A 23534-nucleotide genomic window follows, 5' to 3' on the forward strand; every position below is an offset into this window, starting at 1 on the left:
ATTGAGACGCCTAAAGCTCTATGAAGGGCTGGAAGCCGCCGAAGATCATGCGCTTGGCGTCGAAGGGCATGGTGGACCAGTCACCCTTCAGCCGCTCATCGGCCATCACCTTGGCCATCACTGCGTCGCGGCTCTGCCTGGATTCATAGACGACCCATGCAAAGATGACGATTTCGTCGTCCGTAGCCTGTACGGCGCGCGGGAACGAGGTAAGTTCGCCATAGGGCACGTCGTCGCCGACGCATTCGACATAGGCAAGCGCGCCATGCTCCTTCCAGACGACACCGGCGGTGTTGGCCAGCTTCTTGTAGTCGTCTAGTCTTGCCTTGCGTACGGCAAGCAAGAAACCATCGACATAGGACATGGGGGTCTCCTCCTGGTTTGAGATTCGGGGCATCCGACCTCTCCCAAGGGGAGAGGCAAAAAAGGATCAGGCCTTCACGGGCGCGTTCATCGCCCATTCGACGCCGAAGGGATCGCGCATGTTGCCCCAGCGATCGCCCCAGAACATCACTTGCAACGGCATGACAACTTCGCAGCCGGCATCGACGGCGCGCTGCCACCAGGCTTCGATATCGTCGCTGCCGAGATGGAGTTGCATGGTGTAGCCCTGCGGCTTGACCGGGGACATCCCGTGCTCGGGATAGAAATCGGAGATCATCAGCGTCGAGCCGTTGATGTGAAGGTGGATGTGCATGGTGCGGCCTTGCTCATCCGGCGGATAGAAGAAAACCTGCTCGGCGCCGAAGGCCTTCTGGTAGAATTCGGCGGCCTTGAAGGCGCCGTCCAGCTGAAGGTATGGCGTCAAGCCGCCGAGGACTTTCGCGGCAGGTTGGGTTTGCGGCTGATCGTTCATCTTTTGCTCCTCTTTGCGTTTGATTGGCTTTGCGAACCGTAGGACGAATGAGGCGGCGGCGATCCTACACGGCCGACGAAATTTTTTAAGGGCCGCTACCGATGCGCCGGTCGTTGGCCGTTGAAGTGGCCCTGGAGCCTGTCAATGACGCCTGCCGCAACCGGTTGGGCAACCGCTTTCATCTCGCTCGCTCAGGGAGCCCTGCAAATCCGAGGGCCGTTTTGCGCGTCGATGACGATTTCCGGCCAGCCGATATCCTTGCGCAATTCGATCGGCAGTGAAAGGAGCGCGCGCTCGCTGCGGTAACGGGCGCGGTTCGCCGCGTAGCGGGCCGCCATGCGGCTTACGGATGACAGAATGGACATGATGCTTTCTCCTCGATTGAAGCCGGCATCATCGTGTCGGCATCCCAAGGACGTGGCAGGCAAATGCGATCCTACAGATTGTCGAAAAATTTGGCCGGCCCACGACAGGCCGGCCCCTGGGCCTGTCGTCAGCTGACTGTCTCGGCCACCGAACGAAAGAAATCCTCGGGGCTGTCGACCTCCGTCAGCCGGCGCTTCTCGATCTGCCAGAAGCGGTTGCCGATCGCGCGGATGAAGGAGCGGTCGTGCGAGGCAAGCACGCAGCTTGCCTGATGAGCCAGCAGTTCCGCTTCCAGCGCCTCCTGGCCATCGATGTCGAGATGGTTGGTCGGCTCGTCGAGCAGATAGAAGTTAGGATTGGCAAGCCGAAGCGCCAGCATCATCAGCCGCGCCTTCTGGCCGCCGGACAGCATGCCGATCCTGCGCTCCTGCATGTCGACGGCGACACCGGCGCCGGCGAGCAGCGAGCGGGCACGTTGCTCGCCGACATCGTATTTTCGCGAGACCATCGCCAGCGGCGTGTCGTTGGCGCTCATGCCCGACAGCGCCTGGTCGCTGTAGCCGAGCACCGTCGACGGCGTCACCTTCACGCTCTGCACGGTTTCGGGTTCGGCAATGGCATTGCGGATCAGGGTGACGAAACGGGACTTGCCGACGCCGTTGCGGCCGAGCAGGACAATGCGGTCGCCTTGGCAGATATGGCGCTTGCCAGTCCTGAACAGCAACGTGCCGTCGGGTGTTTCGATCGCCGCATCTTCGAGAGTGATCAGCACTTTTGCGTGCGTGCCGCGATTGGCGAGCCTGATCACGCCGGCCGATTTCTCGCGATGCGCGGGTGCTGCCGCCTCCTCCAGGCGCTCCGCACGCTGGTTGAGTTGCTTGGTCTTGACCGTCAGCAGGTCGCTGCCCGAATTGATGCCGATATTGTTCAGCTTGGCGGCCTGCCGGCGCAATTGCTGCGCCACCTTGATGTCACGCTGGAATTTGCGCTCCGTCGAGGCGTCAACGTCATCCAGCGCGTCGCGTGCCCGCGAATAGGGCAGGGAAAACACCGGCGACTGTTCGGGCCGCAGGAACAGCGTGCGGTTGGTGATGGCGTCGAGGAAGGCGCGGTCATGGCTGGCGATGACGACAGGCACTTCGCGCGGCAGCGCGTTCAGCCAGGTTTCCAGCTGGCTGATTTTCGCGAGGTCGAGATGGTTGGTCGGCTCGTCGAGCAGCAGCACGTCCGGGTCGGCGACCCAGACGCGAGCGATCAGCGCCAGCCTCTGCCAGCCACCGCTCAAGGCACGCATCGGCCGCTGGCGCATCGGCTCGGGCACGTCGAGGGAATCCAGTACCACGTCGACACGCCACAGTTCGCTCTCAGCCTGCACGGCCGGCAAGGCGTCGGCCACGGCTTGATGGAAGCTGTAATCGAGGAGAGCGTCCGGGATGGATTGTTCGACATGGCCGATGCGCAGGCCACGCGATCTGGTGATGTCGCCGGAAGTCGGTTCCATCTCGCCGGTCAGGCATTTGAGCAAGGTGGATTTGCCGCGGCCGTTGGCGGCGACGATGCCGAGCCGGTCGCCGGCAGCTATGGTGAGGTCGAGGTTGGAGAAGAGCGGCGCACTCATGGTGACGCCGAGGGATTTGAGGCTGATCAAGGCCATGTCGATTTCTCTGGTCTTGCCGGAAGAAACTCCGGTCGATGCACTTTGACGGTGCGCGGGCAGGCCATCAGGCTCAGCTTTGCGCACCACGAAGGGCAGACCAAAAAATCGAAGCGGGAAAAAACCCGGACCGTCCCTGGTCAGCCCTGCAAGCAAGCTCGCAGGGCAGGAATCGGGCCACGCTGACGATGGTGACGATGAAACGTAAACACGTGAGCCCTCCTTTCAAGACGTTCGAGTGTGCGGTGGGATTACACCAAAGGCGGGGATGATGGCAAGGCTACCGCCTTCACCCGGCGCGGGAATGGGTCCTGCACCAGCAAGCAGCCGCCGCGCCGAAGGTCTGGACAATGGTCGCCGAGCAGAACCGTGCCGACGAGGACCGCGACAAAGGTCACGGCGAACTCGACGCTGATCGTCCTGGTCGCACAGCGGCTTCCGCGAGAAAAAAGGACGAAATGGACTGGATCCGCAAGCGAGAGAATTTGACGCGGATGGGAGCCCGGTTAAGGATACAGACTTTACAGATCATGGAAGGCCCGATGTACATACCAACCCACACGACCATCCACGGGTATTGACTCCGAGTGGGCCAGAGCGGCAATGAATGACGAAATAAATCAAAGAGACTATACCCGAATATTCGAAACTATCCGTAGAAATCCGACAGGAAATATTCGATTCAGATATACGTGGATCACGCTGGTATCAGGCGCACCTTCGTTTGCCCAAGAGATTCTCGCAAAGGTCAATAAAAATTCTATGGTATCTAAGGGAGAATTTCTTCTTTTGAAAGAATACGTCCTACAAATTATTAGTATCTGCGCGATAGCTGACGATGGCTCCGTCTTGGTCGATTTTGATGGAGAATAGACAGATGGGCTTAACCAACGTGCTGGCTGATCGTCTTTCCGAAATCGGTGACATTGGCACCTTATAGCCTACGTCGATCACCGATGCTCTATAGAGCTGGCTCGGTTTGTCGAAGGATCGCTACTTACCCGGCCGCCCAGTCTTGCCGGGCCGCCGCTTTTCACGACGCGCGTCGCCTGGGTCTTCGTACGAGCCAATGCCGGCGCGCTGACGGACAATTGGTTTGTCGTCGCGATCCTTCGCGCCCCCCTCTGCCCTACCGGGCATCTCCCCCACTAGGGGGGAGATCGGCTGTGGCTTCGCCGGCTTCTTTCCCTCGACCGGCTTTTCCGTCCGCCGCACCGTCATCTCGTCGAGCGAGTTCTTCTTGAACAGCGGCTTGGTGGGGTCGCCCGGAATGCCGAAATCGGAACCATGCGCCTCTTCGGCCGACTGCTTCTTGAACAGCGAGCGCGATACCGCACCTGCCGGCGTCGGCATGTCGGTGCCCGGACCCATGGCGTCGAGCGACGGTTTGGCGAACAGCGGCTTCTTCACCGGTACGGCGCCATCGGCGCCCATTTCGTCAAGCGCCGGCTTGCGGAAGAGGTTGGACCGGGCAGCCCTGGCCGCCTCTTCGGCGGCACGTGCTTCGTCGAGCTTGCGGAAACGCTCCTGTTCCTCAGCCGTACGGTGTTTGGCCACACCCTTGTTGTGCTTGCCCTTCTCGCGGCCTGAGGCAGGACTTTGGCCTTCCACCTCGCGCGCAAGTGGGTCGTCGGAGATCGCAAGTTCCATCTCACGCAGCCGCTTGATCTCATCGCGGATGCGGGCGGCCTTCTCGAAGTCGAGGTTGGCGGCGGCGTCGCGCATCTGCTTGTCGAGCGCCTCGAGATGCGCCTTCAGGTTGTTGCCCATCATGGCGCCGGCGCTGTCGGTGAATTGCGAGATGTCGGCGCGGACATGGTCCTTCTCGTAGACCGAGTCCAGGATGTCGGAGATGCGCGACTTGACCGATTCCGGCGTGATGCCGTTGGCCGCGTTCCACTCCATCTGCTTTTCGCGGCGGCGGTTGGTTTCGGCCATTGCCCGCTCCATCGAGCCGGTGACCTGGTCGGCATAGAGGATGACCTTGCCGTCGACGTTTCTGGCGGCGCGGCCGATGGTCTGGATCAGCGAGGTTTCCGAACGCAGAAAACCTTCCTTGTCGGCGTCGAGGATGGCGACGAAGCCGCATTCGGGAATGTCGAGGCCCTCGCGCAAAAGGTTGATGCCGACCAGCACGTCGAAAGCCCCGAGGCGCAGGTCGCGCAGGATCTCGATGCGCTCCAGCGTGTCGATGTCGGAGTGCATGTAACGGACGCGGATGCCTTGCTCGTGCAGGTATTCGGTCAAGTCCTCGGCCATGCGCTTGGTCAGCACGGTAACCAGCGTGCGGTAGCCGGCCCTGGTGGTGTCGCGGATTTCGCCGACGACATCGTCGACCTGGGTCTTGGCGGGACGCACCTCAACCGGCGGGTCAATCAAGCCGGTCGGGCGAATGACCTGCTCGGCGAAGACGCCGCCTGACTGTTCCATCTCCCAGCCGCCTGGCGTTGCCGAAACGGCGACGGAAAGCGGACGCATGGCGTCCCATTCCTCGAAGCGCAGCGGCCGGTTATCCATGCAGGACGGCAGACGGAAACCATATTCGGCCAGCGTCGCCTTGCGGCGAAAGTCCCCGCGATACATGCCGCCGATCTGCGGCACGGTGACGTGGCTTTCGTCGATGAAGACCAGCGCATTGTCGGGAATGTATTCGAACAGGGTCGGCGGCGGATCGCCTGGCTGGCGGCCGGTCAGATAGCGCGAATAATTCTCGATGCCGGCGCAGGAGCCGGTCGCTTCCAGCATCTCGAGGTCGAAGCGGGTACGCTGCTCCAGCCGCTGCCCCTCCAGAAGGCGGCCAGCCTTTTCAAGCTCTTGCAGCCGGTGCTTGAGTTCTTCCTTGATCGACTTGATGGCTTGATTCAAGGTCGGGCGCGGCGTCACGTAGTGCGAGTTGGCGTAGATCTTGACGCTCTTCAGCTCGCCGGTCTTCTGGCCGGTCAGCGGGTCGAACTCGGTGATCGACTCGATCTCGTCGCCGAACATCGAGATGCGCCAGGCGCGGTCTTCCAAGTGGGCCGGAAAGATCTCGATCGTGTCGCCGCGCACGCGAAACGAGCCGCGGACGAAATTGACGTCCTGGCGCTTGTATTGCTGGGCGACGAGATCGGCGAGCAAAGCGCGCTGGTCGAGCCGGTCGCCGATCTGCATCTGGAAGGTCATCGCCGTGTAGGTCTCGACTGAACCGATACCGTAGATGCAGGAGACCGAGGCGACGATAATGACGTCGTCGCGCTCGAGCAGCGAGCGCGTCGCCGAATGGCGCATGCGGTCGATCTGCTCGTTGATTGAGGATTCCTTCTCGATGAAGGTATCGGTGCGCGGCACGTAGGCTTCCGGCTGGTAGTAGTCGTAGTAGGAGACGAAATACTCGACGGCGTTTTCCGGGAAGAATTTCTTGAACTCGGAATAGAGCTGCGCGGCCAGCGTCTTGTTGGGCGCCAGGATCAAGGCGGGGCGTTGCGTCTCCTCGATCACCTTGGCCATGGTGAAGGTCTTGCCGGAGCCGGTGACGCCGAGCAGCACCTGGGTGCGGTCGTTGCCGTCGACGCCCTCGACGAGATCCTTGATCGCCGTCGGCTGATCGCCTGCCGGCTCGAAATCCGACACCATCTTGATGGTGATGCCGCCCTCGGATTTTTCCGGGCGGGCAGGGCGGTGCGGCGTCCACAGCACGCCGTCCTTGTGGAGGGGATTGCCGGATTCAATGAGCGCGGAGAGCGCGGCCACCGTGGCGGTGACGCCGCTGGACGTCATCGTCTCGGCTTCTTCCAGCGAGATGTCGAGCCCGGCAACCGGGTTGAGACCGGCCGCGGTGCGCTCCCTGGCCGTCGCCGCGCCCCCCATCGAGGTGCCACGCGCCGTCCGGCCAGGAGAGGCGGAGCGCTCGGGGATTTTCTTTGCGGCTTTCGGCTTCGGCTGCTGCTCGGCCTCGCGCTCGATCTGTTCGGCCCAGTCGGCGATCGAGCCGGTCAGCGGCGTACCGGAGAATTCGGTCTGCGGCGCCTCGGCAAAGCCGCCCTTGTGCAGCGGCTCCGACGCATCGAGGAAATCGGTCAACGGGCTGCGCCGCTTCGGCGCGCCACGGTCGTCTTGCGCCGCCGAGGGCGTTTTCTTGTCGGGAAGTTTGGCCATGACCCGAATATGGGAGGACTCGGCCAAAATGGAAAGAGCGGAGTGAGGAGGGCTGCACGGCCAGGTCAAGCTGCTGACAGAAGGCTGTCAGGAGCGGTGGCGTGCCGAGATGTACCCGCTCAGTTGAACCAAAGCGCGAAAGTCAAAAAGCCGGCGCCGCCGAACTGACGCTGGATCTGGTCGAACTCCCCGCCGGTCAGGATCTTGCCGCTTTCGAGATAGGGAGCGATGGCCGGGCCGGTAAGCGACAGTACGAGGTCGAAGGGTTTCGGCTCGTCGAAGAAGCGCTTCATGTTGATGCCCTTGTCGGCGATGCGGAAGTGCGGCAGCAGCAACCGGCCTTCGAGCAGGTCCTCGGCCATGGTCAGCGCTGCCAACCAGGCTTGAACCTGTTCCTCGCCGACCTCGAGGCCGGTGAGCGGGTTGGCGCCCTTCTGCTGCGGGCCGGGCAGCCATTCTCGGTCATTGTCGGTCTCGGCGCGGATCGCCTTCCAGTCCTCGCGCGACAGCCGGATCATCTCGAGCAAATGGCGGCGCGCCGCTTGCCGCCGCTCCGGCTCGACCACCTGCCAGTTGATGAGATGCACCAGCGAGATGAAATCGGCAAAGCGCCATTCGGACGAAAAGATGCTGCCGTTCATGCCGCCGTCGAGCGGAACGAGCGTGGCTTGCAGCGGCAGTTTGGCGCGCGGAAACAGCATGTGGAACGAGCCGTCGAACATGCTCCTGAAATCATGCGCCAGCCAGAAATCGGCCTGCGCCATCAGGAACTCGGCATAGCCCTGCAGCCAGTAGCCGTCGGCACGATCGAAGCGGAAGGTGAGGGCGGGAGCGGCGTTGTCTTGCACACCGCCGCGCGACAGGGCCGCCATGATGGCGACGGCGCTTTCGTCCGGCGCGATCTGGCCATCCTCGTTGAGATCGATGCCGAGGCGGCCGAGGTCGATGGCCATGCCGATATCCGCATCGGCAGGCACCGAGCCCAGCGTGGCGGCGGATTTCTCCAGCCGGTCGCGGAAGGCGGTCAGGATAGCGCGGAATTCTTCGTAGGTCAGGGGCTCCGGGTTGGGATTGTCGGGCACGGGGAGCCGCATCAGCGGCAGCATGAAGGATTGCGGGCTGTCGAAACCGTGGCGGTGCAGGCCGCCTGCCAGGATCTCCAGCGCGGTGAAGAATTCGCCGGCGCCGGCGGCATAGGCCGACGCGGGATCACTGGGGGCGGCAGCTTCGAGCGCGGCGAGCGCGCCATCGCGGTCGGCCACGGTCTTGGCCTCGAACAGGGCTGCCGGATCGGGGGCGGCGGCGCTGGCGGAAGCAAGCGGCAGCAGCAGGATGACGGCGGAGGCCATCAGGCTCGACAATCGCTTCATTTGGGTCCCTCCCGTTGCGATCCTGCCGCAACATACACGCATTCGGATCGCCGCGCCTGCCGGTCTTCAACCGCAACGATGCGACGACGCGGGAGCCGACTGCCGACAGACGCGCTTCAACCGATCGGGCAGACAGTCTACACAAGGCAAACAATTGGGCGCCGCGTGTCGAACTATCCGCTTTCCTACAAATTGTCCTGGCTGCCGCGCTTCCTCCGGCCGTCGCTCAGTGGCGACGTAGGCGGTTTCGCGCCGGCGGCCGGGATGCTGATCGAACCGCCGCCGGCGCGCATGGTGCGGCTGGCCTTCGTCGGCGATATTTCGGCCGTCGCCAATCGCAGTGCACCGGACTGCGATCCGGCGATCAAGGCGTTGCTTGCCTCCGCCGATCTGGTGGTCGGCAATTGCGAAAGCCCCATCGTCGAGCGGCCGAGCGCGGTGATGGGCACGCGGCTCGGCACGCATCATGCGATGACCGAACGCTTCCTCGCCGAGGCGCTGGCGGCGGTCGGCATTGCGCGCGAAAAGCTCGTTCTGTCGCTGGCCAACAACCATGTGCTCGACCAGGGCGTCGCGGGTTTCGATGCGACGGTCGAGGCGCTGAAACGGCTTGGCATCCGCAGCATCGGCACGCTCGCCAAAGGTCCGGTCGAGCGGCTTGCGGTCGGGCCGCTGACCATAGGCTTTGCCGCCTTCACGCTATGGCGCAATGCCGATGCCGAAACGTTCTCGGGCCGCGTGTCTATGCATGGCGACCCGGCGCTGTGGCCGCCTGCTACGGCCAAGGGCGTCGATCTTGTCTGCGCGGTACCGCATTGGGACTGGGAGTTCCGGCATTTTCCGCGCGCCGAAACGCGGGCGCTGGCCAGGCAGTTGGCCGGGCACGGCGTCGGGCTGATCGCCGGGCACCACGCCCATGTCGTGCAGCCGGTCGAGCGGGTCGGCGACACGCTTGTCGCCTACGGGCTTGGCGACTTTCTCGGTACCGCCTTTGCGCGCCAGCCATGGCCGGGCCGTATTGGCTCCATCTTCACCGTCGATGTCAGCGCCGACCTTGGCATGCGTGGCAAGATCGCCGCCTATCGAATGCATCCGTTCATGCGGCTGCGCGCCAGCGACCATGAGCGGCTGGTTCCGGTTAAGGCGCTGGCGGGTGGCATCCGCGACAAGGTCGACGCCCGGCTGAAGGCGATTTTTGGCGAGCAATTCGCAAGCGTGTGAAAGCCGCAGGCTGGCGACTTTCCGGCAAAAGCGGTTATCATGCGACAGAGGCTGGCTTGCGGGGGGTGGCGGTGGAAACAACGGATTTCATGCCGAGCGAGGTGGTGATCGCCGGCATCAGGAAGGATATCGAGGACTATGAGGCCAGGCGGGCGTCGGCCTACCGGCAGGTGCGCTGGCGGGTGCCGGTGTTCATCGGCCTGGTGGTGGTCTTCATGGTGCTCGTCGCCTGGCTCTTCAACAAGGTCGCCGACCCCTACGAGCAATGGTTCTCGACTCCGCACGTGTTCCTTTATTTCGGCAGTTTCGTTGCGGCGCTGCTGCTTTACTTCCAGGCGGTGAAGCCAGCGACCAGATTGCAGCAATCCTTCCGCGAGACGCTGCTGCCGATGATCTTCGGCTTCATCCAGGACATACGATACCAGCATGGCGTTCCCCCGAATTCCTTCGACCGGCTGCCACGCGAGACGGTTGGCCCCTTCAACCGGCAATCATTCGACGATGTCTTTTCCGGCCGCTACGAGGGGTTTGCGTTCGAGCTTTATGAGGCGGAGCTACGCGAAGGGACCGGCAAGGGTTCGTCGACGGCATTCAGAGGCGTCATCGTCGCCTTCGAGACGATCACACCATTCCCGGGCACGCTGGTGGCGACGCGCCGGGCCAATGTGGTCGTCGGCTTTTTCCGCGGCATGTTCGCCAGCAGGATGGAAGAGCTGTCCTCCGGCGTTTCGGAACTCGATGCCGCCTACGAATTCCGCACCGACAATGTCGAAGCGGCGCGGCCGCTGGTGAGCGGCCGGCTGGCGCAGGCGCTGAAATGGCTCGGTGAAACCTGGCCCGACGATCCGGCGCGCGTGGCGCTCGATGGCAGCGACGGGTTCCTGCTGCTGCCGCAGCCGAAGGACTTCTTCGAGCTGCCCGATATTTCGGTGCCGCTCGACTACCAGACCCATGTCGCGCCGATGATTGCGGATATGGGCGCGATGCTGGCGACGGCGGCACTGGTGCGCAAGATCGGCGCGAAGGACGAGCAGGGTTAGAAAGGCAGGCGCGCGATCAGCAGTCGAAGCGGCAATTGCTTCGTACATAGTCCGCGTCCTGCTTGGACATCTTCTTCAGCATCACGCAAACGGTAAAGCTGCCGACCTGATGGCCGTTCCTGGTGTAGCCCCAGTCGGAAATATCGTCGCGGGAAAATTTGATATACTGGCCGTTCACGACATTTTGGACCAGTTTCGGCTCGTTCGCCAATACGCCAGCAAAGCCGGTAGCGGTCCGCTCGAAAGGGATGACCCAGAAATACTCCGTCGCATTTCCGTCGACGATCATGACCTTCAACTTGAAGTCGTCGGTTCCCGGCGGCGGAGCTTGGGATAAAACCAGGAAGTCGTCCAGGCTGGATCGGGCCTGCGCAATCGCCGCCGTCATCTCCGGATCATCCCGAGCCACCATCACGATCTTGTCGTCGCCTTGATCGGCGCTTTGCGCTCGAACAGACGCGGGGACAAACGCCAGCATCAGGGACAGCATGGCGTGGGCTGGAAACTTCATGGCACGGCCCCTCACGAGAATGGCCGGCATCATCATGCATCAAATTCGGATTTTCAACCGAAGCGCAGCTTCATGCCGAGGATGGCGATTACGAACAGGAAGGTGACGCCATTGGCGAGGATGACCGGCCAGGAGCCGATCAACAGGCCGTAGAGCGTCCACAGTAAAACGCCGGTGGCGATCGAGCCGGTGGCGAACAGCGAGATGTCGCCGGCGCGGCGCTCGCGCGCCACCTTGGCGACCTGCTGAATCCAGCCAAGCGTGGTGATGAGCGCGGCCAGCGCGCCGATAATTTCGATCGTGGGATGCAAGATGGCGACTTTCGAAGAGGTACGGATTGTGCGGTGCACCATATGCCAGACCGGTCGAACCCTGGGAAGCAGCCAGTTTCGGCTGGCCCAAAGAACAGACCAATCCGGGGCGATCGCATCGCGGATCAACTCCAGGCTACCGGTTCTGGACCAAGCGGTCCGTGTTCCAAGGACGGGTGAGGGCACGCCGTTTCGGCAACGGCCTATGGTTTTCGCGAGGCGGCCACGCTATCCGTCACGAGGGGATGTTATGTGGTTGAACGAAAATGAAGGCGCTTAGCCAAACCGCTTGAAGAGAAGAGGACAAGCCATGCGAACGAGACTTGCGGCTGCAGCGCTTGCCGTGATCGTGTCTTGCGCCGGGCTGGCCCGCGCCGATGACCTGAAAGCCTTCAAGCTGACGATCGATGGCGTGGTGGTCGACATCGACCCCGGCGAGGACGTGGACGTGACCTTGCCAGGCGGCAAGACGAGCAAGGTGCGGACCGACCGTAATGACTTCGCCACCTTCTCCGGCGCCACTTTTTCCTTCGTTCATCCAAGCAACATTTCGATCACCAAGAGCGATCTCAGCGACAGCATCACGCAGTATCTCATGGCCTCGGCCCTCGGCACGATCGTCTTGGTGCAGGAATATGACCAGATGAACCCGGTGTCTCTCAACCAGCTGATGCTGCATGAGATGACGAGGGAATCCGTTCAGGCGGGCGGAACTCTGACGCAGGAACCGACGACCCGCAAGCTCGCCGACGGCAAGGAACTGACCGGCGTCAAGGCCACCGTGAAGACACGCACCGACAGCGCCGACTTTGAGATCGTCGGCTTTGGCCTTGCCGATCAGGGGCTGCTGTTCATCACACGAATAGGCGATCAGGACGTTGCAACCGAAAAGCCGCTGATCGACAAGTTCTGGGAGAACCTCAAGGTCAAGCTGTAGGAAGGACTACAGTCCGCTCGGCATCATCCCCGCCAGCCAGTTTGCCGATCGCTTCGCCACGTCGACGGTCGCGGATGCGGCGCGGCTGAGATCGGTCTTGACCACGGCGTAGCCGGCCTTGGTGCGGTAGAGCACGGCGCGGCCGCCATCGACCGCCGCTTCATAGGCGACGGGCCTTGCGGCTTCCGTTTCCATCGCCGTCGCCGGCGACCCGACGGGAATGCTCGGCCTGTGACTGAGTTCAGGCGGCAGCGGGTCGCTCGCGGCTTGCCTCGGCGTCGTCAACTCGGGCCCTGAGGCTATCGCCGCCAACTCGGAGGACGGTACCGAACCCTTGGTGCGGCAAATGCCCGAGACCAGCGGATAGTTGAAATTCTTCTGGTGCAGCATCTGGCTTTTCATCGCCGCCTCGCAGTCGGCGATGGTCGCCCACTTGGCCGGCGTCTCGCCGATATATTCGCAAAGCTTGGCGTCGCAGTCGCAGCCGACGATGGTCATGGCGACAAGGGCGGTCTTGATCACGGTCTTCCCTTTATGTTGCCTCCCCCACCAGCACCAATCGCTGCGGAACAAGGCGGGATTTGGCCGCGATTGTGAAATGTGCGTGACGGAATGTTTCTAAGATGCCGGCTGTGACCGAAAAACGTCAGCAATCGTAGACGGGCGTGAAATCCGCGTAGAGCCAGGAGCCAAAAAACAGTCGGCGCTGGGATTTCTCCCAGCGCCTCCCTGTCAGATCAGGACACGGTCACGGCAGCAACTTCCGCAAAGTCATCGCGCCAAGCCGGCCTTGATTTTGACGGTCCTGCCAGTCACCACCCGAGGGCAGTGTCCGTTCCGGACCACGCCGATCTCCACCCTTGCGAGCTTCGCCCAGCGTGCCATCGAAGGTTTCCGTCCTTCATGGCAGCATCGGTCCGCCGTCGGCGTTCGCACGCTTTCCGCGGCCCCGTAGGTCTCGGCTTCCGTCCCTCTAGCAGGCAAGCCTGCTATCGCTCAGGGCCGTACGGGCCTCAGGAAATCCGCCTTTTCGCTTTGCCTTTCGGCTTGACGATCGGTAGCCGCCTGAGATGGGTTGAACGTACGCCGGGTAAGTGTCCGGGGGAACCGCCCTGGGCCTGTGGATAGCGGGATTATCGGGGACCAAGCGCGGCGGCGAAGCATTTTCTCGATGGATCGCCGTGATCGGCGAAATGCGGTGACCCGGCCTTGTTTTGCCCTGATCGCGCGTCGCTGGACATTCGGCGCTTGCTCCGCAAGGCAGCGCGGGCTTCAATGCCGGCAAAGTAGTCGAGACGCAAGCACTGAAGCGTCTCCGATGGCCTTTGGGGAGGTTGCTTGAAAGTCGGGGTGGTTCTCAATCCGATTGCCGGCGGCGGCAGGCTGAAGCGGCATTGGGCGGAGGTCGCGGCATCGCTGAAAAAGCATTTCGGCGATTTCGAGCTGCGCGAAACCCAGGCCGAGGGCGATGCCGAAAGGCTGGCGCTCGACCTCGCCGCCAGCGGCTTCGATCTGGTGATCGCGGCTGGCGGCGACGGCACCGCCAGCGAGGTCGCCGATGGCCTGTTGCAGGCGTTCGACGAAACCGGCCGCACGACCGAGCTTGGCCTGCTGCCCTGCGGCACCGGCATCGATTTCGCCCGCGGGCTCGGCCTGCCGCGCGAGATCGATGCGACGCTCAGGCAGATTGCCGAGGCCAAGCCGCGCAAGGTCGATGCCGGGCGCATCTGCTACATCGACGATCATGGCGCGCTGGCCAGCCGCCATTTCATCAACATCGCCAGCCTCGGCATGTCGGGCGCTACCGACCGCGCGGTCAACGCCGACAAGCGCAAGGGCAGGGTCTCGGCCAAGGCGCTGTTTTTCTGGCGCACCGTGGTGGAGTTCGTCCGCTATCGGTTCCAGGATGTCAGGATCACCGTCGACGATGGCACTCCGGTCGAGGCGCGCATGGCGCTGGTGGCGGTGGCCAATGGCAAGTTCTTCGGCGGCGGCATGATGATCGCGCCGGATGCCGAACTGGACGATGCGCAGTTCGACATCGTCATCCTGCGGGCGGCGAGCAAGCTGCAGCTGATCCGGGATATCAGGCTGCTCTATGGCGGGCGGCACCGCAACCATCCGGCAATTACCATTCTGCGCGGCAGGAAAGTGGTTGTGGAGCCGCTCGGCGATGTGGAAAAGAACGGCGCGCTGGTCGACATCGACGGCGAGTCGCCTGGGCGCATCCCCGCTACCTTCGAGATCCTGCCCGGCGCGCTGACCTTAAGGTATTGAGTCAGGCGGCTAAGGAATTGATTCAGGCCGTTGCGGGTATGAATCCGGCGACCCGCTCAATGCTCTGAAATCGCTTGCAAAAATTGGCCGCCTCAGATTTCCCGCTTTGCGGGAAAACCGGGGGCACGCAGCTCGGTGCCCACCGCATCCTCGAGCAGTTTGACGATCTGGGTCGACCAGGCGGTGCCGCCATAGGCTTGCTTGCCCTGTTCGAAAATCGCGTTGACACGGGCCGCGAGATCGAGCGGCACGCCCAATGTCTCGCCCATGTCGAGCGCGAAGCCGAGGTCCTTCAGCGCCAGGTCCATGGTGAAGCCGATGTCGTAGGAGCCGTTAAGCACCAGCTGGCTTTCGGTCTCGTGGACGAAGCTGTTGCCGGAGGAAGCGACGATGGCGTGATAGGACTGGGCAAGGTCGAGCCCGCCCTGCTTGGCCAACATTAACGCCTCGCCGGCGGCGACGAGATGGATGAAGGCCAGCATGTTGGTGATGACCTTGATGACTGCCGCCGAGCCGATCGGCCCCATCAGAAACGACTTCGCGCACATCGCCTCGATGGCCGGTCGGTGGCGCGCGTAGAGTGCCGGATCGCCGCCGACCAGCGCAGTGATCTTGCCGACGGCGGCCAGATGCACGCCGCCGGTGACCGGGCACTCCAGCGTCTCGACGCCTTTTGCCGAAGCGAGCGCGGCCAGGCGCACGATCTCGTCGCGACCATTGGTCGACATCTCGATCCAGGTACCGCCTTTGGGCAGGCCTTCGAGCAATCCGTCGGAACCCGCCAGCACTGCTTCACTGACCTTGGGCGAGGGCAGGCATGTGATGGCGTTGCCGGCGCGAGCGGCGGCCTCTGCGGGGCTCTTGGCAGCAACGGCGCCGAGGGTCACGAGGCGCTCGACGGCGGCCGGATCGTGGTCGAAGACGGTGACGGCGAAGCCGTTGCGCAGAAGGCTGGCGGCAAGGTTGCCGCCGAGATGGCCGAGGCCGATGAAGGCGTAGCTTTCGTTCACGGCATCAACGGCGTCTGCATCATCTGCAGATGCAGGTCCTTGCCGCCATAGGGATGCGCCTCGCAGACCGCCTCGTCGAGCTCGACGCCGAGACCGGGCTCCTTCGACGGGATGACGTTGCCATCCTGCCATTCGATCTTCTTCTTCAGCAACGTGGCGTGAAAACCGTCCCACTGCTTCAGCGATTCCAGGATGAGGAAGTTGGGCAGCGTCACGGCGAGCTGGATGTTGGCGGCGCCGACGATTGGCCCGCAATAGCAGTGCGGCGCGATCTGGATGTGGTAGGCCTCGGCCATGGCGGCGATCTTCTTGGTCTCGAGGATGCCGCCGGAGCGGCCGAGGTCGGGCTGCAGGATGGTGGCGGCGCGGTTCTCGATGACGCGGGCGAATTCGAACTTGGTCGTCAGCCGCTCGCCGGTGGCGATCGGGATGCAGGTGCCGCGAGCGACCTGCGCCATCACCTCGGGCATGTCCGGCGGCACCGGCTCTTCGAACCAGAGGGGATCGTAGGGTTCGATGGCGCGGGCGAGCCGCAGCGCGCCCGAGGCGGTGAACTGGCCGTGCGTCCCGAACAGGATGTCGGCGCGCGTGCCGACCGCCTCGCGGATCGCCTTGATCATGCGGGCGGAGAGATCGATGTCGACGAGGCGCGGCTGGTGGCCGTCGAAGGCGGTGTAGGGACCGGCCGGGTCGAGCTTGACCGCGTTGAAGCCCTGCTCGACATATGCGAGCGCACAGGCGGCGGCCAGGTCCGGATCGTTGTAGACGTTCTTGCCGCGCGCATCCTCGGAGTGCACGCTGCCGGTGTGCGGATAGAGGTAGGTGTAGGAGCGCAGCGTCTCGTGCACCTGGCCGCCAAGCAGCTTGTAGACCGGCTTGTTGGCCTCCTTGCCAATGATGTCCCAGCAGGCCATTTCGAGCGCCGAGAAACAGCCCATGCCGGACACGTCGGGGCGCTGGGTGAAGCCGGACGAATAGGCGCGGCGGAAGAAATTCTCGATGTCGTGCGGATCGCGGCCGACGAGATAGCGCTCGGCCATGTCCTCGATCATCTTCGCCGTCACATGGCCGGAGAAGGTGGCGTTGTAGGCCTCGCCATAGCCGACGACGCCGCTATCGGTGGTGAGCTTGACGAAGATGAAATATTTGCCGCCGATACCGGGCGGTGGGTTGCCGACAACCCAGGTCTTGACGTCGGTGATCTTCATTTCTGATCCTCCAGAACAAGTTCGGCGCCCTTCCATCCGGTCAGGATGGAGGCGGCGTTGGTGTTGCCGGTGATGTTGTCAGGAAAGATCGACGCGTCGATGACGCGCAAGCCTTCGAGGCCATGCACCTTGAGGCGCGGGTCGACCACGGCGCGCGCGGCGTCCGGCCCCATGCGGCAGGTCGACACCGGATGGTAGACGGTGCCCGAGCGCTTTCGGAAATCCTGAATTAGATCGGCGTCCGAAGTGATTGAGGGGCCGGGCAAAACCTCTTCCTCGATGATCTCGGCCATGGCCGGCATCGAGGCGATTTTGCGCACGAACTTCACCGCCGCCAGCATTTCGTCGACATCGGCATTGGTCGAATAGGCGTTGGCGGTGATCCGCGGATAGTCGCGCGGATTCTTCGAACGGATCATGATCTCGCCGCGGCTCGACGGACGGCAGTTGGACAGGCCGATGGAAAAGCCCGGCCAAGGGTCGGGCGTCAGGATCGGGCGCTCGCCGCTCTTCGGAATGACGGTCGAGAAAGCCTGGAAATAGAGCTGCATGTTGGGGCGAGCAGCGGTCGGGTCGGTGCGGAAGAAGCCGCCGGCATTGTTCATCGACAGCGACAGCGGTCCGGAGCGCAACAAGATGTATTGCATGCCGACCATGAGCTTGCCCCACCATGGGCGCAGGACTTGGTTGAGCGTCGGCAGCCTGCCCTTGAAAGTGTAGTTGATGCCGACATGGTCCTGCAGGTTCGCGCCGACATTCTCGTTGGCGTGAACGATCGGAATGTCCAGCCCCTTGAGCAGTGTCGAGGGGCCGATGCCGGAGAGCTGCAGCAATTGCGGCGAGTTGATCGAGCCGCCCGACAGGATCACTTCGCGGCCGGCGCGCGCAGTCCTGGTCTCGCCGTTCTGCTGATATTCGACGCCAACGGCGCGCTTGCCTTCGAACAGGATCCTGGTCACCAGCGCATTCGTCTCGACACCGACGTTCTTGCGCTTCATTGCCGGGCGCAGGAAGGCGCGGGCGGCCGACATGCGGCGTCCGTTCCTTGTGGTGATCTGATAGATGCCGACGCCTTCCTGGGCAGCACCGTTGAAATCGGGATTGAGTGGCAGGCCGGCCTGCTGGCCGGCGGCGAGATAGCGCCGAGTCAGAGGGTGGACGGCGTTCGTGCAGTCGGTGATGTGCAAGGGACCACCGACGCCGCGCCATGTGTCGGCGCCGGCCTCATTGTCCTCCAGTGCCTTGAAGGCCGGCAGGAGATCGTCGTAGCCCCAGCCGGGATTGCCGGCGGCTGCCCAGGCGTCGAAATCCTCGCGCGCGCCCCTGATATACACCATGGCGTTGATCGAGCTGGAACCGCCCAAAAGCTTGCCGCGCGGCCAGTGGTCGGCATTGCCGGCGAGGCCGGGGTCCGGCTCGGCCTTGTAGTTCCAGTTGACCACGGGATCGAAGAAGGTCTTGCCGTAGCCAAGTGGCATCTGCACGTAGAAGCGCCTATCGGTGCCGCCGGCCTCGAGCACCAGCACCGAGAAGCGGCCCGAAGCCGACAGTTTCTCCGCCAGGACCGAGCCGGCCGAGCCGGAGCCGACGATGATGAAGTCATAGGTCTGCATGATGGGTTGGGCGGCTCCGGAATTTCAGGCCGCAGCCTAGACGTGGCGGCGTTCCAAAGTCGCCGGGCGTTCCGGCATTCCTTGTGAAAAAAGCGACCGCTACCGGGACGTGCTTTTCGCAATGACTGGCACTTGCGACATTTCGAGCGCGTTGACGCCTCGACGGCATGCCGATACGTGATTGGGCCTGCTATCTTGAGGGGATCTCCGCATGGTGCATTACGCTGACGGACGGCCGATCGGCGATCTGACGTTGAGGACGCTGGCCATGCCTTCGGATGCCAATGCGGCGGGCGACATTTTCGGCGGCTGGGTGATGGCGCAGATGGACCTGGCCTGCGGCATCCGTGCCGCCGAGCGCGCCAAGGGTCGGGTGGTCACCGCGGCGGTGAAGGAAATGTCGTTCGCCAAGGCGATGAAGATCGGCGACACGCTGTGCATCTATACGCATGTCGAGCGCGTCGGCCGCACCTCGATGACGCTCAAGGTCGAAGCCTGGGCGCAGCGCTACCTCTCCGACCTGATGGAGAAGGTCACCCATGCCGATTTCGTCATGGTGGCGCTGGACGGCGAGGGCAAGCCGAAGGCGGTTCCGGCGGAAGGCTGACCGGCGCGATTTTCGCAGATTCCCGACGATGGCAAGCTCCTGCCGGCCGTCGCCAATGGCGACCTCCGTGCGAGTCCTGGCGTGCTGCCTGCGAATGCGGCGAGAGCAGGGCGGCGCGGCCGGAAGACAATGCGTCAACACATGCTGAACGGTGCTGTTGTGGGTGCTTTTGCGACCCTGGCCTGACAGCCCGGTGCGACATCCATCGGCATGGTTCCAGGGAGTCGATGCGGGCGCAAGTGGGCATCGGAGAATTGCGCCACATTCGGTAGCCGGCCAAGTGCCTGACTGCATCCGTGGTGCCGTCTGATGCATCTGCGGGACCGCTGCGTGGCCGCCATGATCAGAGAGCAATGCCTCTGCCGATCCGCGGAAATTGCTTGATCCGAAATCGATCCGGGAGCCGGCCGGTTCAAAAAAAAATTCCGCAGCGACAGACGCGACTGCAGCAGCAGGGTGCATCACTTGAATAGGGTGGAGAACTTCTTGCAATGCAAGGGTTTCAGGCGTGCATCCCGTCGAACTTTTCGCGTGCCGCCCTGACGCGATCGGTGTTCCTGCGTGCCCATTCGCCGAGCGCGCTGACTGGGACAAGCAGCTCGTGGCCAAGCTCGGTCAGCTCGTAGTCGACACGCGGCGGGATGGTCGGAAACACGGTGCGGGTGACGAAGCCGTCGCGCTCCAGCCCGCGCAAAGTGGTGGTCAGCATCTTCTGCGAAATGCCGCCCACGGCGCTACGCAATTCGTTGAAGCGCAGCGGTCCGTCGCCGAGCTTGCCGACGACGAGCACGGTCCATTTGTCGCCGACACGCTGCAGGATTTCCGAGATGGCGCGGCAATCCTCGGAGCGGTGTGGGTGCCTCAGTAACAAAAAAGTGCCTCCTTGCGCTTGGCGCGGACAGTCACTCATATATCTCAGGTATCTAAACGATACCACTATTTCCTGCATGGAGAGCCTCCCAACATGTCCAAGCCCAAAATCGCTATCGTCGTCGGTTCGACCCGCGCCGCGCGTTTCGCCGACGTGCCCACCCAGTGGATCGCCAAGATCGCCAAGTCGCATGCCGACATCGACGTCGAAGTCGTCGATCTGCGCGGTTTCCCGCTGCCGTTCTTCGACGAGGTCGCGTCCTCCGCCTGGGCGCCGTCGCAGAACGAAGTTGCGCAGCGCTGGCAGAAGAAGGTCGCCGAGTTCGACGGCTTCATCTTCACCGCCGCCGAATACAATCACGGCCCAACGGCCGTGCTGAAGAACGCCATCGATTACGCCGCCAATGAGTGGAACAAGAAGCCCGCCGGCTTCGTCGGCTATGGCAGCGTCGGCGGCGCGCGCGCCGTCGAGCAGCTGCGCCTGCATGCGGTCGAACTGCAGATGGCGCCGGTCAAGTCGGCGGTTCACATCGCCTGGGGCGATTTCCTCGCCGTCCGTCAAGGTGAGAAGAAGCTCGAGGAGCTGGAACACCTGAACCAGGCCGCCACCGCGCTCGTCAACGACGTCGCCTGGTGGGCCAAGGTCCTGAAGGCAGCGCGCAACGCCGATGCGATCGACCAGGAAGCCAAGGCGGCCTGATCGCCTTTCGAACTGTCCTCCCAAGGATATGGGGCGGCGCTTGCGCCGCCCTTTTCAATTTCCGGAAGCTGCTGGCGTTTGCTGCGCCTGCCGGGGCCTGATGATGCAGTCGGCCAGGCGATCCTGTTCGTCCAGCTCGTCGGCATGGTGCTGTCCCCATTCGCAGAGCGCCAAAAGGATGGGCTCGAGGCTGAGGCCAAGCGGCGTCGCGGAATATTCGACGCGCGAGGGGATTTCGGCGAAGATTTCACGGCTGACGAGGCCGTGCTCTTCCATTTCGCGCAACTGCTGGATCAGCACCTTCTGAGTGATAGTGGGCACTTGCGATTTCAGCGCCGACAGCCGCCTAGGTCCATCGAAGAGGTGATAGAGGATCACAGCTTTCCAGCGGCCCGAGATTACTTTCAGGGCGCGTTCCGCCGGCAGCATCGGCAGTCTCTTGATCGGTCCGGTCATGGTCACCTTCCGGTCAGCAGGGGAGAAATGAGTGTGTAGTCCCGGCTCCGCAGATAGTGGCAAACAGCAGCCGTTGCCATAGCGAGGTTGCCATGAGAGCCATTCAACTCACCCGTTTCGGCGGTCCCGACGTTCTTGATGTCGTCGACATGCCAAAGCCCGAGCCGCAAGGCGGCGAGGTGCTGGTCCGCGTCCATGCGGCCGGCGTGAATTTCTTCGAGGCGCTGATGCGCGCCGATCGCTACGCGGTGACGCCGCAATTGCCCATGATCCTCGGCGTCGAGGCTGCCGGGGTTGTAGAGACCATCGGGCAAGGGGTCGATGCAAAGCTGCTTGGCGCACGCGTCGCGGCACCGCTCTTTGCCTCAAGCCACCCCTTCGGTGGCTACGCCGACTATGTGACGATCGATGCGGGCCTGGCGGTGCCTTTGCCTGAAACGCTCTCTTTCGGGGATGCGGCGGCGTTGATGGTGCAGGGGCTGACAGCCCTGCATCTGTTGCGCCAAAGCCCGCCGGCCGGCAAATCGGCGCTGGTCACTGCGGCCGCCGGCGGTGTTGGGTCGCTGCTCGTCCAGCTTGCCAAACGAAGCGGTGCCAGCACTGTGATCGCAGCCGCCGGCAGCAAGGCCAAGCTCGATCTGGCAGTGTCGCTCGGCGCCGATGTTTCGGTCGATTACAGCAGGGCGGATTGGGCCGCCGCGGTGCGGGAGGCGACAGGCGGCGCCGGCGTCGACATCGTCTACGACACCGTCGGCGGCTCGCTAACGGCGGCAGCGCTCGCCGCACTCGCGCCCTGTGGCGAGCTGGTGTTTGCCGCGCTCGGCAGATACGCACTGGGCACTGCCGAGCTGGAAGCGATGATCGGCCGCAACCAGTCGCTCAGGGGGTTCGCGTTGCAGCCGCTGCTTTCGCCCGCGGGGCTGCGAGAGAACCTGTCGGACCTTTTCCAGCTTGCCGCCGGCGGGCAGCTTGTCGTGACGACAGGCGCACGCTTCCCGCTCGACCAGGTCGGCGAGGCGCATCGCCTGCTCGATGATCGGCGCTCGACCGGCAAGGTCGTGCTAATGCTATGAGTCTAAAGGTTCTTCATAACCAACCGCCCGAAAAGCCGGCACGGCGCAGCCCCGCGGCGATGGCCGGCACGCGGCGCATCAGTCGCCACAGGAAGTCCGATCGGTAGTTCTCGATCATCAGGGCGATCGGTCCCTGATTGATGCCGACATGGTCCGGCGATACCCAACCGCAGGAGCGGCCGTCGGCGGCGGCGATTGTCGGATTGAAGCTTGCTGTGAAGCCGTAAGGGTTGCCCTCGTGCAGGTCGATCTCGTGGAAATGGCGCAGCGCCGGCAGGACGATCTCCGGCGCAAAGGGCAATGAGGTGATCGCCGCCCATGGCGACAGCGTGCCGTCATCCGGACCGAAAGGCGCGCCGCGCGCCAGATAGCTGTAGAAGCGGCGGCCAACAACCGTTTTCTGACGTTTTGTCGGGCCCGGGCCGTCGCTCGCGGTGATGCCCCAGCAAGTCTCGCCATAACCACTGAAACCCTTCGGATTGCGGATGGCGTAGTCGCGCTGCAGATGGGTCGCCTGGCGGCTGTTCTCGAAATAGTCGCTGCCGTGATTGCGCATGAAAGCATCGCGGATGCCGCGAAAGTCGATCCAGACATGCGAGAACTGGTGGACAAACAGAGGACCGGCATAAACCAATTCCCGGCCATAGATCGTCTTCCATTTGTAGGTGGACAGCCAGGCCGCATAACTCTCGGGCGGCAGCGGATAGGTCGGCGAGCCGAGGCCCAGCACATAAAGGATCACCGCCTCGTCGTAGCCTTGCCAGCGGTAGCGCAGGAAGCCTTTTTCGGGCCGCCAGCCATGGGTGACGGTGGCGCCGCCGTTCTGCGCCCAGCGCCAGTCGGCGCGGCGGTAGAGCGCATCGGCGAGCCGACGGATTTCCAGTTCGGCTTCGTCGTCCCCGTCAAAATAAGCGCCGGCTGCCAGCATGCCGGCCAGCAGGAGCGCCGTGTCGACCGTGGACAGCTCACACTTCCAGACGCGGCGGCCGGTCTTCATGTCGAGGAAATGATAGTAGAAGCCGTTGTAGCCGGTGGCGTCGGGCTCCGGCCCGTGCGGCGCGTTCCAGAAGAAGCGAAGCGTGGCGAGCGTTCGTGCAACGGCGGCGGCGCGCGTCATGAAACCGCGCTCGACACCGACGGGATAGGCCGACAAAGCGAGCCCGACGGCGGCTATGCTGGCGGGCGATCCTGGCGTGTTGCGGTCGGCGACCAGGCCATTGGCCGGGTTGGCCTCGTTGAGGAAATAGTCGAAGGACAGGCGCTGGGTGTTCGAGAGAAGCTCATCGTTCAGCTTGTGTTCGCTCGATGCATCCATGGCTG

24 protein-coding genes are annotated in these 23534 nt (G+C 63.3%); 9 read left to right on the forward strand and 15 right to left on the reverse strand.

All coding sequences use genetic code 11. From position 1 onward, the window contains the following. Positions 1 to 10: 10 nt before the first annotated feature. The 4 genes from DH08_RS35400 to DH08_RS35415 all read right to left on the reverse strand — a co-directional run bounded on the left by DH08_RS35400 (position 11) and on the right by DH08_RS35415 (position 2876). Positions 11 to 364, reverse strand: a complete 354-nt coding sequence (locus tag DH08_RS35400) for a DUF1428 domain-containing protein (RefSeq protein WP_192183812.1) — start codon at positions 362 to 364, stop codon at positions 11 to 13. Positions 365 to 430: 66 nt separating this feature from the next. Beyond that, positions 431 to 856, reverse strand: a complete 426-nt coding sequence (locus tag DH08_RS35405) for a VOC family protein (RefSeq protein WP_192183813.1) — start codon at positions 854 to 856, stop codon at positions 431 to 433. A gap of 191 nt (positions 857 to 1047) precedes the next feature. Further along, positions 1048 to 1221 (reverse strand): hypothetical protein, encoded by a 174-nt coding sequence (locus DH08_RS35410; protein WP_192183814.1) that lies wholly within the window; start codon positions 1219 to 1221, stop codon positions 1048 to 1050. Between the two features lie 128 nt (positions 1222 to 1349). Continuing rightward, the gene (locus DH08_RS35415; protein WP_192183815.1) at positions 1350 to 2876 is read right to left on the reverse strand and encodes an ABC-F family ATP-binding cassette domain-containing protein; all 1527 of its coding nucleotides are present in this window, start codon (positions 2874 to 2876) and stop codon (positions 1350 to 1352) included. 350 nt (positions 2877 to 3226) lie between these two features. Here DH08_RS35415 and DH08_RS35420 point away from each other — a divergent pair, with 350 nt between their 5' ends. Together DH08_RS35420 and DH08_RS35425 are read left to right on the forward strand one after the other, a co-directional pair. Then, positions 3227 to 3457 carry a hypothetical protein gene (locus DH08_RS35420; protein ID WP_192183816.1) on the forward strand — a complete coding sequence of 77 codons (231 nt, stop codon included), beginning with the start codon at positions 3227 to 3229 and terminating at the stop codon, positions 3455 to 3457. 22 nt (positions 3458 to 3479) lie between these two features. Then, positions 3480 to 3749, forward strand: coding sequence for a hypothetical protein (locus DH08_RS35425; RefSeq protein ID WP_192183817.1), 270 nt, complete (start codon positions 3480 to 3482; stop codon positions 3747 to 3749). Between the two features lie 120 nt (positions 3750 to 3869). Here the strand turns inward: DH08_RS35425 and uvrB are convergent, their stop codons facing one another. Further along, positions 3870 to 7010, reverse strand: a complete 3141-nt coding sequence (gene uvrB / locus DH08_RS35430) for an excinuclease ABC subunit UvrB (protein WP_246801239.1) — start codon at positions 7008 to 7010, stop codon at positions 3870 to 3872. Between the two features lie 119 nt (positions 7011 to 7129). Further along, complete coding sequence (locus DH08_RS35435) at positions 7130 to 8380, reverse strand: hypothetical protein (protein ID WP_192183818.1); 1251 nt, start codon at positions 8378 to 8380, stop codon at positions 7130 to 7132. A gap of 165 nt (positions 8381 to 8545) precedes the next feature. Between DH08_RS35435 and DH08_RS35440 the strand changes: the two genes are divergently transcribed. Both DH08_RS35440 and DH08_RS35445 read left to right on the forward strand, forming a co-directional pair. Then, positions 8546 to 9601 carry a CapA family protein gene (locus DH08_RS35440; protein ID WP_192183819.1) on the forward strand — a complete coding sequence of 352 codons (1056 nt, stop codon included), beginning with the start codon at positions 8546 to 8548 and terminating at the stop codon, positions 9599 to 9601. Positions 9602 to 9672: 71 nt separating this feature from the next. After that, a complete protein-coding gene (locus DH08_RS35445) occupies positions 9673 to 10641 on the forward strand; it encodes a hypothetical protein (RefSeq protein ID WP_345892493.1) in 969 nt (322 codons plus the stop codon). Positions 10642 to 10657: 16 nt separating this feature from the next. Here the strand turns inward: DH08_RS35445 and DH08_RS35450 are convergent, their stop codons facing one another. Continuing rightward, positions 10658 to 11152 carry a YegJ family protein gene (locus DH08_RS35450; protein ID WP_246801241.1) on the reverse strand — a complete coding sequence of 165 codons (495 nt, stop codon included), beginning with the start codon at positions 11150 to 11152 and terminating at the stop codon, positions 10658 to 10660. Positions 11153 to 11205: 53 nt separating this feature from the next. Continuing rightward, on the reverse strand, positions 11206 to 11463 hold the full coding sequence (locus tag DH08_RS35455; protein ID WP_246801243.1) for a SemiSWEET family sugar transporter: 258 nt from the start codon (positions 11461 to 11463) through the stop codon (positions 11206 to 11208). 310 nt (positions 11464 to 11773) lie between these two features. On the opposite strand from DH08_RS35455, the gene DH08_RS35460 reads away from it, so the two are divergent. Continuing rightward, positions 11774 to 12400: a hypothetical protein gene (locus tag DH08_RS35460; protein ID WP_192183822.1), complete on the forward strand. Its 627-nt coding sequence runs from the start codon at positions 11774 to 11776 to the stop codon at positions 12398 to 12400. 6 nt (positions 12401 to 12406) lie between these two features. On the opposite strand, the gene DH08_RS35465 is transcribed toward DH08_RS35460, so the two are convergent. Next, entirely contained in the window at positions 12407 to 12922 is a 516-nt protein-coding gene (locus DH08_RS35465) for a hypothetical protein (RefSeq protein WP_192183823.1), read from the reverse strand. Positions 12923 to 13738: 816 nt separating this feature from the next. On the opposite strand from DH08_RS35465, the gene DH08_RS35470 reads away from it, so the two are divergent. After that, positions 13739 to 14677, forward strand: coding sequence for a diacylglycerol/lipid kinase family protein (locus tag DH08_RS35470; protein ID WP_192183824.1), 939 nt, complete (start codon positions 13739 to 13741; stop codon positions 14675 to 14677). A 92-nt stretch (positions 14678 to 14769) separates the two neighbouring features. Here the strand turns inward: DH08_RS35470 and DH08_RS35475 are convergent, their stop codons facing one another. Genes DH08_RS35475 through DH08_RS35485 form a run of 3 tightly spaced genes read right to left on the reverse strand, consistent with a single transcriptional unit; the run spans position 14770 to position 18508 of the window. After that, a complete protein-coding gene (locus DH08_RS35475; RefSeq protein ID WP_192183825.1) occupies positions 14770 to 15687 on the reverse strand; it encodes an NAD(P)-binding domain-containing protein in 918 nt (305 codons plus the stop codon). Then, positions 15684 to 16895, reverse strand: a complete 1212-nt coding sequence (locus DH08_RS35480) for a mandelate racemase/muconate lactonizing enzyme family protein (RefSeq protein ID WP_192183826.1) — start codon at positions 16893 to 16895, stop codon at positions 15684 to 15686. Before DH08_RS35480 ends, DH08_RS35475 begins: the two co-directional genes overlap by 4 nt. Beyond that, a complete protein-coding gene (locus DH08_RS35485) occupies positions 16892 to 18508 on the reverse strand; it encodes a GMC family oxidoreductase (protein WP_192183827.1) in 1617 nt (538 codons plus the stop codon). Before DH08_RS35485 ends, DH08_RS35480 begins: the two co-directional genes overlap by 4 nt. 211 nt (positions 18509 to 18719) lie before the next feature. On the opposite strand from DH08_RS35485, the gene DH08_RS35490 reads away from it, so the two are divergent. Beyond that, positions 18720 to 19115, forward strand: coding sequence for an acyl-CoA thioesterase (locus DH08_RS35490; RefSeq protein ID WP_023761257.1), 396 nt, complete (start codon positions 18720 to 18722; stop codon positions 19113 to 19115). A 502-nt stretch (positions 19116 to 19617) separates the two neighbouring features. Here the strand turns inward: DH08_RS35490 and DH08_RS35495 are convergent. After that, a complete protein-coding gene (locus tag DH08_RS35495) occupies positions 19618 to 19986 on the reverse strand; it encodes a winged helix-turn-helix transcriptional regulator (protein ID WP_192183828.1) in 369 nt (122 codons plus the stop codon). 93 nt (positions 19987 to 20079) lie between these two features. Between DH08_RS35495 and DH08_RS35500 the strand changes: the two genes are divergently transcribed. Beyond that, complete coding sequence (locus tag DH08_RS35500; RefSeq protein ID WP_192183829.1) at positions 20080 to 20685, forward strand: NADPH-dependent FMN reductase; 606 nt, start codon at positions 20080 to 20082, stop codon at positions 20683 to 20685. A gap of 54 nt (positions 20686 to 20739) precedes the next feature. On the opposite strand, the gene DH08_RS35505 is transcribed toward DH08_RS35500, so the two are convergent. After that, a complete protein-coding gene (locus DH08_RS35505) occupies positions 20740 to 21141 on the reverse strand; it encodes a winged helix-turn-helix transcriptional regulator (RefSeq protein ID WP_192183830.1) in 402 nt (133 codons plus the stop codon). A gap of 92 nt (positions 21142 to 21233) precedes the next feature. Here DH08_RS35505 and DH08_RS35510 point away from each other — a divergent pair, with 92 nt between their 5' ends. Further along, a complete protein-coding gene (locus DH08_RS35510; RefSeq protein ID WP_192183831.1) occupies positions 21234 to 22214 on the forward strand; it encodes a quinone oxidoreductase family protein in 981 nt (326 codons plus the stop codon). A 13-nt stretch (positions 22215 to 22227) separates the two neighbouring features. Here DH08_RS35510 and DH08_RS35515 read toward each other — a convergent pair whose 3' ends face one another. Then, the gene (locus DH08_RS35515) at positions 22228 to 23529 is read right to left on the reverse strand and encodes a glucoamylase family protein (RefSeq protein ID WP_192183832.1); all 1302 of its coding nucleotides are present in this window, start codon (positions 23527 to 23529) and stop codon (positions 22228 to 22230) included. Between the last annotated feature and the right edge of the window lie 5 nt (positions 23530 to 23534).

The organism is Mesorhizobium amorphae (assembly GCF_014843845.1).
Lineage (GTDB): Bacteria > Pseudomonadota > Alphaproteobacteria > Rhizobiales > Rhizobiaceae > Mesorhizobium > Mesorhizobium amorphae_A.

What these genes read in the sequence shown, in the direction of transcription:
- DH08_RS35420 (WP_192183816.1), top strand. Translation starts at nt 3,227, where the DNA reads ATGGTCGCCGAGCAGAACCGTGCCGACGAGGACCGCGACAAAGGTCAC.
- DH08_RS35425 (WP_192183817.1), top strand. Translation starts at nt 3,480, where the DNA reads ATGAATGACGAAATAAATCAAAGAGACTATACCCGAATATTCGAAACT.
- DH08_RS35485 (WP_192183827.1), bottom strand. Translation starts at nt 18,508, where the DNA reads ATGCAGACCTATGACTTCATCATCGTCGGCTCCGGCTCGGCCGGCTCG.
- DH08_RS35450 (WP_246801241.1), bottom strand. Translation starts at nt 11,152, where the DNA reads ATGAAGTTTCCAGCCCACGCCATGCTGTCCCTGATGCTGGCGTTTGTC.
- DH08_RS35400 (WP_192183812.1), bottom strand. Translation starts at nt 364, where the DNA reads ATGTCCTATGTCGATGGTTTCTTGCTTGCCGTACGCAAGGCAAGACTA.
- DH08_RS35460 (WP_192183822.1), top strand. Translation starts at nt 11,774, where the DNA reads ATGCGAACGAGACTTGCGGCTGCAGCGCTTGCCGTGATCGTGTCTTGC.
- DH08_RS35510 (WP_192183831.1), top strand. Translation starts at nt 21,234, where the DNA reads ATGAGAGCCATTCAACTCACCCGTTTCGGCGGTCCCGACGTTCTTGAT.
- DH08_RS35490 (WP_023761257.1), top strand. Translation starts at nt 18,720, where the DNA reads ATGGTGCATTACGCTGACGGACGGCCGATCGGCGATCTGACGTTGAGG.
- DH08_RS35500 (WP_192183829.1), top strand. Translation starts at nt 20,080, where the DNA reads ATGTCCAAGCCCAAAATCGCTATCGTCGTCGGTTCGACCCGCGCCGCG.
- DH08_RS35405 (WP_192183813.1), bottom strand. Translation starts at nt 856, where the DNA reads ATGAACGATCAGCCGCAAACCCAACCTGCCGCGAAAGTCCTCGGCGGC.
- uvrB (WP_246801239.1), bottom strand. Translation starts at nt 7,010, where the DNA reads ATGGCCAAACTTCCCGACAAGAAAACGCCCTCGGCGGCGCAAGACGAC.
- DH08_RS35505 (WP_192183830.1), bottom strand. Translation starts at nt 21,141, where the DNA reads ATGACCGGACCGATCAAGAGACTGCCGATGCTGCCGGCGGAACGCGCC.
- DH08_RS35480 (WP_192183826.1), bottom strand. Translation starts at nt 16,895, where the DNA reads ATGAAGATCACCGACGTCAAGACCTGGGTTGTCGGCAACCCACCGCCC.
- DH08_RS35415 (WP_192183815.1), bottom strand. Translation starts at nt 2,876, where the DNA reads ATGGCCTTGATCAGCCTCAAATCCCTCGGCGTCACCATGAGTGCGCCG.
- DH08_RS35515 (WP_192183832.1), bottom strand. Translation starts at nt 23,529, where the DNA reads ATGGATGCATCGAGCGAACACAAGCTGAACGATGAGCTTCTCTCGAAC.
- DH08_RS35435 (WP_192183818.1), bottom strand. Translation starts at nt 8,380, where the DNA reads ATGAAGCGATTGTCGAGCCTGATGGCCTCCGCCGTCATCCTGCTGCTG.
- DH08_RS35410 (WP_192183814.1), bottom strand. Translation starts at nt 1,221, where the DNA reads ATGTCCATTCTGTCATCCGTAAGCCGCATGGCGGCCCGCTACGCGGCG.